Below are 7,490 nucleotides of genomic sequence, written 5' to 3' on the forward strand. Positions count from 1 at the left end.
GCGCCCGCGTCCCGCACCACGCAGAGAGAACCCCCATGGACCGCCTCGACAACACCATCCGCCCCTACGCCTGGGGTTCCCCGACCGCGATCCCTCAGCTGCTCGGCGTCGAACCGACCGGCGAGCCGCAGGCGGAGATGTGGATGGGCGCGCACCCGGGCGCACCCTCGCGCACCGGCCGGGGCACGCTCGTCCAGGTCGTCGAAGCCGACCCCGAGAAGGAACTCGGGCCCGCCGCCGTGGCCAAGTTCGGCCCCCGGCTGCCCTTCCTCCTCAAGATCCTCGCCGCCGGCGCCCCGCTCTCCCTCCAGGTCCACCCCGACCTCGCGCAGGCGCGAGAGGGCTACGCGGACGAGGAGCGGCGCGGCGTCCCCGTGGACGCCCCGCACCGCAACTACAAGGACGCCAACCACAAGCCCGAACTGATCTGCGCCCTCACCGAGTTCGACGGTCTGTGCGGCTTCCGCGACCCGCTGGAGGCCGCGGCCCTGCTCGACGACCTGGGCGTCGACTCCCTCAAGCCTTACGTCGACCTGCTGCACGCCCACCCCGAGGGCGCCGCCCTGCGCGAGGTCCTCACGGCGATCCTCACCGCCGACCCCGACGAGATGTCCCGCACGGTCGCGGACGCGGCGACCGCCTGCGCCCGCCTCGGCGGCGCCTACGCCCCCTACGTCGACATCGCCCACCACTACCCGGGCGACCCCGGCGTCATCGCCGCGATGCTGCTGAACCATGTGCGGCTCCAGCCCGGCGAGGCCCTCTACCTCGGCGCCGGCGTCCCGCACGCCTACCTCGACGGCCTCGGCGTGGAGATCATGGCCAACTCCGACAACGTCCTGCGCTGCGGCCTGACGCCCAAGCACGTCGACGTCCCCGAACTCCTGCGCATCGTCCGCTTCCGCCCCGGCGACCCCGGCGTCCTGCGCCCGGAGGCCTCCCCGGACGGCGAGGAGGTCTACGAGACGCCCATCGACGAGTTCCGCCTCTCCCGCTACGTCCTCCCCGAGGCGGGCGCCGCCCACGACCTCACCCGGCCGACCCCGCAGATCCTGCTCTGCACGGCCGGCACCGTCCGGGCCGGCGAGCACGACCTGGCCCCCGGTGAGTCCGTCTTCGTCCCGGCCGGTGAAAAGGCTGAAGTGTCCGGAACGGGAACGCTCTTCCGGGCCACGGTCGTCGCGTGACCGTTTCGACGGCCCCGTGCTGGTGACCTGACTCACCGCTGCCGCGGCGGGCTGCAACAATGGCCCACCGTCAAGCACGGGCAAAGCCACGGGCGCGCACCAAGGCGGGCGTCCGGGCCCTGGAACGGCATACGAAGGGACAACGCGGACATATGAGCGCGTCAGGCGGTACCAAGGCGATCGTGGCGGCATTGGCCGCCAACCTTGCCATCGCGGTAGCGAAGTTCGTGGCGTTCCTCTTCAGCAACTCGTCGTCGATGCTCGCCGAGTCCGTCCACTCGCTCGCGGACTCGGGCAACCAGGCCCTGCTCCTGCTGGGCGGCAAGAAGGCGAAGCGCGAGGCCACCCCGGAACACCCCTTCGGCTACGGCCGTGAGCGCTACATCTACGCCTTCCTCGTCTCCATCGTGCTCTTCTCGGTCGGCGGCATGTTCGCCCTCTACGAGGGCTACGAGAAGATCAAGCACCCGCACGAACTGACGAACTGGTACTGGCCGGTCGGCGTCCTGGTCTTCGCGATCATCGCCGAGACCTTCTCCTTCCGCACGGCCATCAAGGAGTCCAACGTCCTGCGGGGCAAGCGCTCCTGGAATGAGTTCGTCCGCCACGCCAAGGCCCCCGAGCTCCCGGTCGTCCTCCTGGAGGACCTGGGCGCCCTCGTCGGCCTCATCCTCGCGCTCGGCGGCGTGGGTCTCGCCCTGCTCACCGGCGACAGCGTGTGGGACGGCATCGGCACCCTCTGCATCGGCATCCTGCTCATCGTGATCGCCCTGGTCCTCGCCGCCGAGACCAAGTCGCTGCTGCTCGGCGAGTCCGCCGGCATCGAGGAGACCCGGAAGATCGAGGCCGCCGTCGTCGACGGCGACACCGTCACCCGCATCATCCACATGCGCACGCTGCACCTCGGCCCCGAGGAACTCCTCGTCGCCGCCAAGATCGCCGTCCAGCACGACGACACGGCCACCGAGATCGCCGCCGCCATCGACGCCGCCGAGGCCCGCATCCGCGAAGCCGTCCCGATCGCCCGCGTGATCTACCTCGAGCCGGACGTCTTCAGCGAGCGGGAAGCCGCCAAGGGCCCCGACCCCGAGGCCTCCCCGGGCGGCCCGGCTCCCCACCCCACCGAGCACTGACCCCTTCCTCTCCGGCCCACGGGGCCCGCCGAACCACCCGGCGGGCCCCGTCCGGCTTTCCCGGCCCCCATCACCATCACCGGCCGTCGCCGCCACGCCCCGCCGTCCGCACCGTCCCCCGATCCGTCACATGATCGGCTCGATGTGTTTCCCGGCGGACTGGGGATCGCACCCGCCCCCGGTGTAGCTTGGGACGGAGCCAGACGTCGCTGCTGATGGCGGTCGGGCGGTCCCACCGCGGACCGGCCGAGGGAGAGAGGGCCTCCGACGGACTGCGCTGCGCGTACGCGGGCATGCCTGTGTCCTCCTTCGGGCACCCCTGTGTCCGCCGCCGCGCAGACCAGCCGTACCCACCTCGACCCAAACCCCGAGGAGCAGCTCGCAATGACGACTGTCGAGAACCGACAGGACTTCAAGGTCGCCGACCTCTCCCTGGCCGACTTCGGCCGCAAGGAGATCACCCTCGCCGAGCACGAGATGCCGGGCCTGATGGCGATCCGCAAGGAGTACGCCGAGGCGCAGCCTCTCGCCGGCGCCCGTGTCACCGGCTCCCTGCACATGACCGTGCAGACCGCCGTGCTGATCGAGACCCTGGTCGCCCTCGGCGCGCAGGTCCGCTGGGCGTCCTGCAACATCTTCTCCACCCAGGACCACGCGGCAGCCGCCATCGCCGTCGGCCCGAACGGCACCGTGGACAACCCCCAGGGCGTCCCGGTCTTCGCCTGGAAGGGCGAGACCCTGGAGGAGTACTGGTGGTGCACCGAGCAGGCGCTCACCTGGCCGGACAGCCCCACCGGCGGCCCCAACATGATCCTGGACGACGGCGGTGACGCCACCCTCCTCGTCCACAAGGGCGTCGAGTACGAGAAGGACGGCAAGGTCCCCTCGCCCGACACCGCCGAGTCCGACGAGCACCGCGTCATCCTCGAACTGCTGAACCGCACCATCACGGACGGTTCGCAGAAGTGGACCCAGCTGGCCTCCGAGATCCGCGGCGTGACCGAGGAGACCACGACCGGCGTCCACCGCCTGTACGAGATGCAGCGCGACGGCGTCCTGCTGTTCCCGGCGATCAACGTCAACGACGCCGTCACCAAGTCGAAGTTCGACAACAAGTACGGCTGCCGCCACTCGCTCATCGACGGCATCAACCGCGCCACCGACGTCCTCATCGGCGGCAAGACCGCGGTCGTCTGCGGCTACGGCGACGTGGGCAAGGGCTGCGCGGAGTCCCTGCGCGGCCAGGGCGCCCGTGTGATCGTCACCGAGATCGACCCGATCTGCGCCCTCCAGGCCGCGATGGACGGCTACCAGGTCACGACCCTCGACGACGTCGTCGACAAGGCCGACATCTTCATCACCACGACCGGCAACAAGGACATCATCATGGCCTCTGACATGGCCAAGATGAAGCACCAGGCCATCGTCGGCAACATCGGCCACTTCGACAACGAGATCGACATGGCCGGCCTCGCCAGGATCCCCGGCATCGTCAAGGACGAGGTCAAGCCGCAGGTCCACACCTGGACCTTCCCCGACGGCAAGGTCATCATCGTCCTGTCCGAGGGGCGCCTGCTGAACCTGGGCAACGCCACCGGCCACCCGTCGTTCGTGATGTCCAACTCCTTCGCGGACCAGACCCTGGCCCAGATCGAGCTGTTCACCAAGCCCGACGAGTACCCGACCGGCGTCTACGTGCTGCCCAAGCACCTCGACGAGAAGGTCGCCCGCCTCCACCTCGACGCCCTCGGCGTGAAGCTGACGACGCTGCGCCCGGAGCAGGCCGAGTACATCGGCGTCCAGGTAGAGGGCCCCTTCAAGCCGGACCACTACCGCTACTGAGCCGAGCGGCACCACTGCCGGTCAGCCGGCTACCGGTTCAGATCTCCGAGGCAGGCCCCCCGCACCCCCGTGCCGGGGGGCCTGCCCCGTTTGACGGACCAGTGACCGGCCCCGCCCGTCAAGACCCAGGACCTCCATGCCCCGCGGCCGCTATTCGCTCCACGATCCGCACGATCACACCCCCCTCGCCGATGAGCACTTCCAGTGCGCGCGCGGCCCCTCCGGCTGGCGCTACGTCTCCCAGCTGACCACCCCCGCGGGCGATCACCACGGCTCCGTCGACCTCACCCTCGACGAACTCGGCCGCCCCCTCCGCCTCGAACTCCACGCCTCCGCCTGGCAGGTCCGCGGCGCCGCCCTCGACGGCGTGACCTGGGTTCGCACCGATCCCACCGGGACCGAGGCCACCGAAGGCAACGTGCGCGCCCACGCCTTCACCGGCACATCCCCGGCATTCCTCGTGGCCACCGCCCGTCTTCTGCGCCTCACCCCCTCCGTGTCCACCCGCGTACGCCTCGTCGCCTTCACGGACCCGGTCCTCGCCCCCCGCACCGTGGACCAGTCCTGGACCTTGCTGGAAAGCGAAGCACACGCCACTGACAACGGCCCTCTGACCGTGGACGAATACCAGGTCACAGCCCTGGACACGGGCGAGCAGCACACCGTCCACCTCGCCGGGGACGTGGTGCTCGCGGCACCCGGCATCGAGCTCGAGGACCTGGAGTCACCGCCGTCGGTGTTCACCTGAACAGGCAGCCGCCCCCGGGCGGCCGGTCCCGCCTTCTAGGCCGGCGGCACGAACCCGGTACGGGGCCGCTCACTCGCGGGAACCTCGGCTGACTCCTCGGACCGGCCCCCGCCGGACGGTTCGGACACCACCTCACGCGCCCCGGCCGACGGACCGGCCGCTCCATGGGAAGCCGGAGGAGTGCCCGGAGCCTGAAGCCACCCTTCTGCCTGAGCCACGGCCGGGGTCTTCGTTCCGTTCGGGGCCGGAGCGGCGGTGGCGGGCGTCGCCGACGGGGCCGCATCGCTCCCGAAAGCCCGCCGGACCTCCCGCGCCTGCCGTTCCTGCACGACCGCCGCCAGATACGCCGCCGGTGGCACACCTTGCGGCACCGGAGCGCCCGTACGCTCCGCCAGATCCGACGCCAGCCGCTCCGCCATCGACCAGCCCACCTGCGGATCCAGCTGCTGCATGCGCGTCAGGTACTGCCGGACGGCGAGCCACAGCCCGTCGGGCACCGCGGACAGATCGAGCCCCGAGAACCGCCCCGACAGCCAGGGAGGCGGAGGCGGCACGAAACCGGTCCGCGTGACCGGGATCCGCTCCCGTACGACGAGTGTCCCCGCGAACACATCACCCAGCCGCCGCCCACGCGCCGACACGAACGAGGCGATGCAGGCGACGACCCCGAACGTCATGAGGATCTCGATCACCCCGATCAAGCCCCTCACCAGCGCATGCCGGAACCGGATCGGACCCCCGTCGTCCCGCACCACACGCAACCCGCACGCCATCTTCCCGAGCGACCGCCCGTGACTGAGCGTCTCCACCGCGATGGGCCCGCCCACCAGCACGAGAACGAACGTCGCGATCGACAGCGCCGTCTGCGCCGCCTCGTCCAGGGAGGCCGTGGAAACGACCACCGTGATGGTCACCGCGACGTAGACCGCCAGCGCCGCCACCAGATCGAGCAGCACGGCCAGCGCCCTGCTGGGCAGCCTCGCGGGGCGCAGCTCCAACGCCACAGCCTCGCCCGTCACCAGCTCACTCACGCCCGCCGCCCTTCCCCTGCCCTGCCTCCGACAGGGCCAGTCTGCCAAGCTGAGTGCGCATCGCACCGCAGTACGACAAGCTGATCCACGACGAGCTGCCGACGACCAGCCGAGGAGCAGGCACACCGATGGACCTCGACGTCTTCGTCTCCGCCCACCGTGCGGAGTGGGATCGCCTCGAAGCCCTGCTCCGCCGCCGGCGCCGCCTCAACGGCGCCGAAGCCGACGAACTCGTCACCCTCTACCAGCGCACCGCGACGCATCTCTCCCTGATCCGGTCCAGCGCTCCCGACCCGCAGCTGACCGGCCGGCTCAGTCAACTCGTGGCCCGCGCGCGTCATGCCGTGACAGGCAGCCGACGCGCCTCCTGGCGTGACGTCACCCGCTTCCTGGCCCACGGTTTCCCCGCAGCTGTCTACAAGTCACGGCACTGGTGGGTGCCCACGGCGCTCCTGTCCACGGCCGTCGGGGCCCTGCTGGGCTGGTGGATCGGCACCCACCCCGATGTTCAGGCCTCGATCGCGGCTCCCGGCGAACTACGTGAGCTCACCCGCCCCGGCGGCCAGTACGAGACGTACTACTCCAGCCACCCGGCCGCCAGTTTCGCCGCCCAGGTCTGGACGAACAACGCCTGGGCCGCCGCGTTGTGCCTGATCCTGGGGGTCTTCCTGGGCCTCCCGGTCATCTGGATCCTCTTCCAGAACATGCTCAACCTCGGCATCGGCGTGGGCCTGATGTCCTCGGCCGGCCGCCTCGACACGTTCCTCGGCCTGATCCTCCCGCACGGTCTCCTCGAACTGACCGCCGTCTTCGTCGCAGCCGGCACCGGCCTGCGCCTGGGCTGGACCCTCATCGACCCCGGCCCCCGCACCCGGCGCACCGCTCTCGCGGAAGAAGGCCGAGCCGCCATAGGCATGGCCATAGGCCTCGCCCTCGTCCTCTTCGTGTCCGGCGCGATCGAAGGTTTCGTCACTCCGTCCGGCCTTCCCACGTGGGCCCGCATCAGCATCGGGGTCGTCGCCGAAGCGGCGTTCCTGGCATACGTCTACGTCCTGGGCGGTCGTGCCGCTCGTGCAGGGGAGACCGGCGACGTCGAGGCCGCGGAGCGCAGCGCGACCGTCCCCACAGCCGCCTGATGGCCCCCGTGACCGCCGGATGTGCGACGACCTCCGTTCAGCTGCTAGTCTCCTCTTCGCCCCCGCAGGAGCCGTTGACACGGCGAGTGCGGGGAGGTAGATTTGAACAGTTGCCTGGAGATGGGCTCAAGGCCCAGACCAGCACGGTGAACATCTATCTGCTTCTTGAAACGCTGATTTCATTGAAGCCTCTCCCGATAAATCGGAAATGAACGGCCGGTCAGTCCGGCCCGGAACTTCTGATAAAGTCGGAACCGCCGGAAAGGGAAACGCGAAAGCGGAAACCTGGAAAGCACCGAGGAAATCGGGTCGAGAAAAGATCTGATAGAGTCGGAAACGCAAGACCGAAGGGAAGCCCGGAGGAAAGCCCGAGAGGGCGAGTACAAAGGAAGCGACCGTTCCTTGAGAACTCA

The 7,490-nt window shown here is 70.0% G+C and carries 6 protein-coding genes; 5 read left to right on the plus strand and 1 reads right to left on the minus strand.

Annotation, left to right across the window (positions count from 1 at the left end; translation table 11 throughout):
• Positions 1-35 precede the first annotated feature (35 nt).
• From manA to ACIQHQ_RS13965, 4 genes are all read left to right on the plus strand, one after another.
• Positions 36-1,187, plus strand: a complete 1,152-nt coding sequence (gene manA, locus ACIQHQ_RS13950) for a mannose-6-phosphate isomerase, class I (protein ID WP_402612159.1) — start codon at positions 36-38, stop codon at positions 1,185-1,187.
• 152 nt (positions 1,188-1,339) lie between these two features.
• Complete coding sequence (locus ACIQHQ_RS13955) at positions 1,340-2,320, plus strand: cation diffusion facilitator family transporter (RefSeq protein ID WP_402612160.1); 981 nt, start codon at positions 1,340-1,342, stop codon at positions 2,318-2,320.
• Between the two features lie 384 nt (positions 2,321-2,704).
• Positions 2,705-4,162 carry an adenosylhomocysteinase gene (ahcY, locus tag ACIQHQ_RS13960; RefSeq protein WP_402612161.1) on the plus strand — a complete coding sequence of 486 codons (1,458 nt, stop codon included), beginning with the start codon at positions 2,705-2,707 and terminating at the stop codon, positions 4,160-4,162.
• A 136-nt stretch (positions 4,163-4,298) separates the two neighbouring features.
• A complete protein-coding gene (locus ACIQHQ_RS13965; protein WP_402612162.1) occupies positions 4,299-4,910 on the plus strand; it encodes a hypothetical protein in 612 nt (203 codons plus the stop codon).
• Between the two features lie 35 nt (positions 4,911-4,945).
• Here the strand turns inward: ACIQHQ_RS13965 and ACIQHQ_RS13970 are convergent, their stop codons facing one another.
• Positions 4,946-5,941: an RDD family protein gene (locus ACIQHQ_RS13970; RefSeq protein WP_402612163.1), complete on the minus strand. Its 996-nt coding sequence runs from the start codon at positions 5,939-5,941 to the stop codon at positions 4,946-4,948.
• A 128-nt stretch (positions 5,942-6,069) separates the two neighbouring features.
• On the opposite strand from ACIQHQ_RS13970, the gene ACIQHQ_RS13975 reads away from it, so the two are divergent.
• Positions 6,070-7,077, plus strand: coding sequence for a stage II sporulation protein M (locus tag ACIQHQ_RS13975; protein ID WP_402612185.1), 1,008 nt, complete (start codon positions 6,070-6,072; stop codon positions 7,075-7,077).
• Positions 7,078-7,490 lie beyond the last annotated feature (413 nt).

It is taken from the genome of Streptomyces sp. NPDC092370 (assembly GCF_044755265.1).
Lineage (GTDB): Bacteria > Actinomycetota > Actinomycetes > Streptomycetales > Streptomycetaceae > Streptomyces.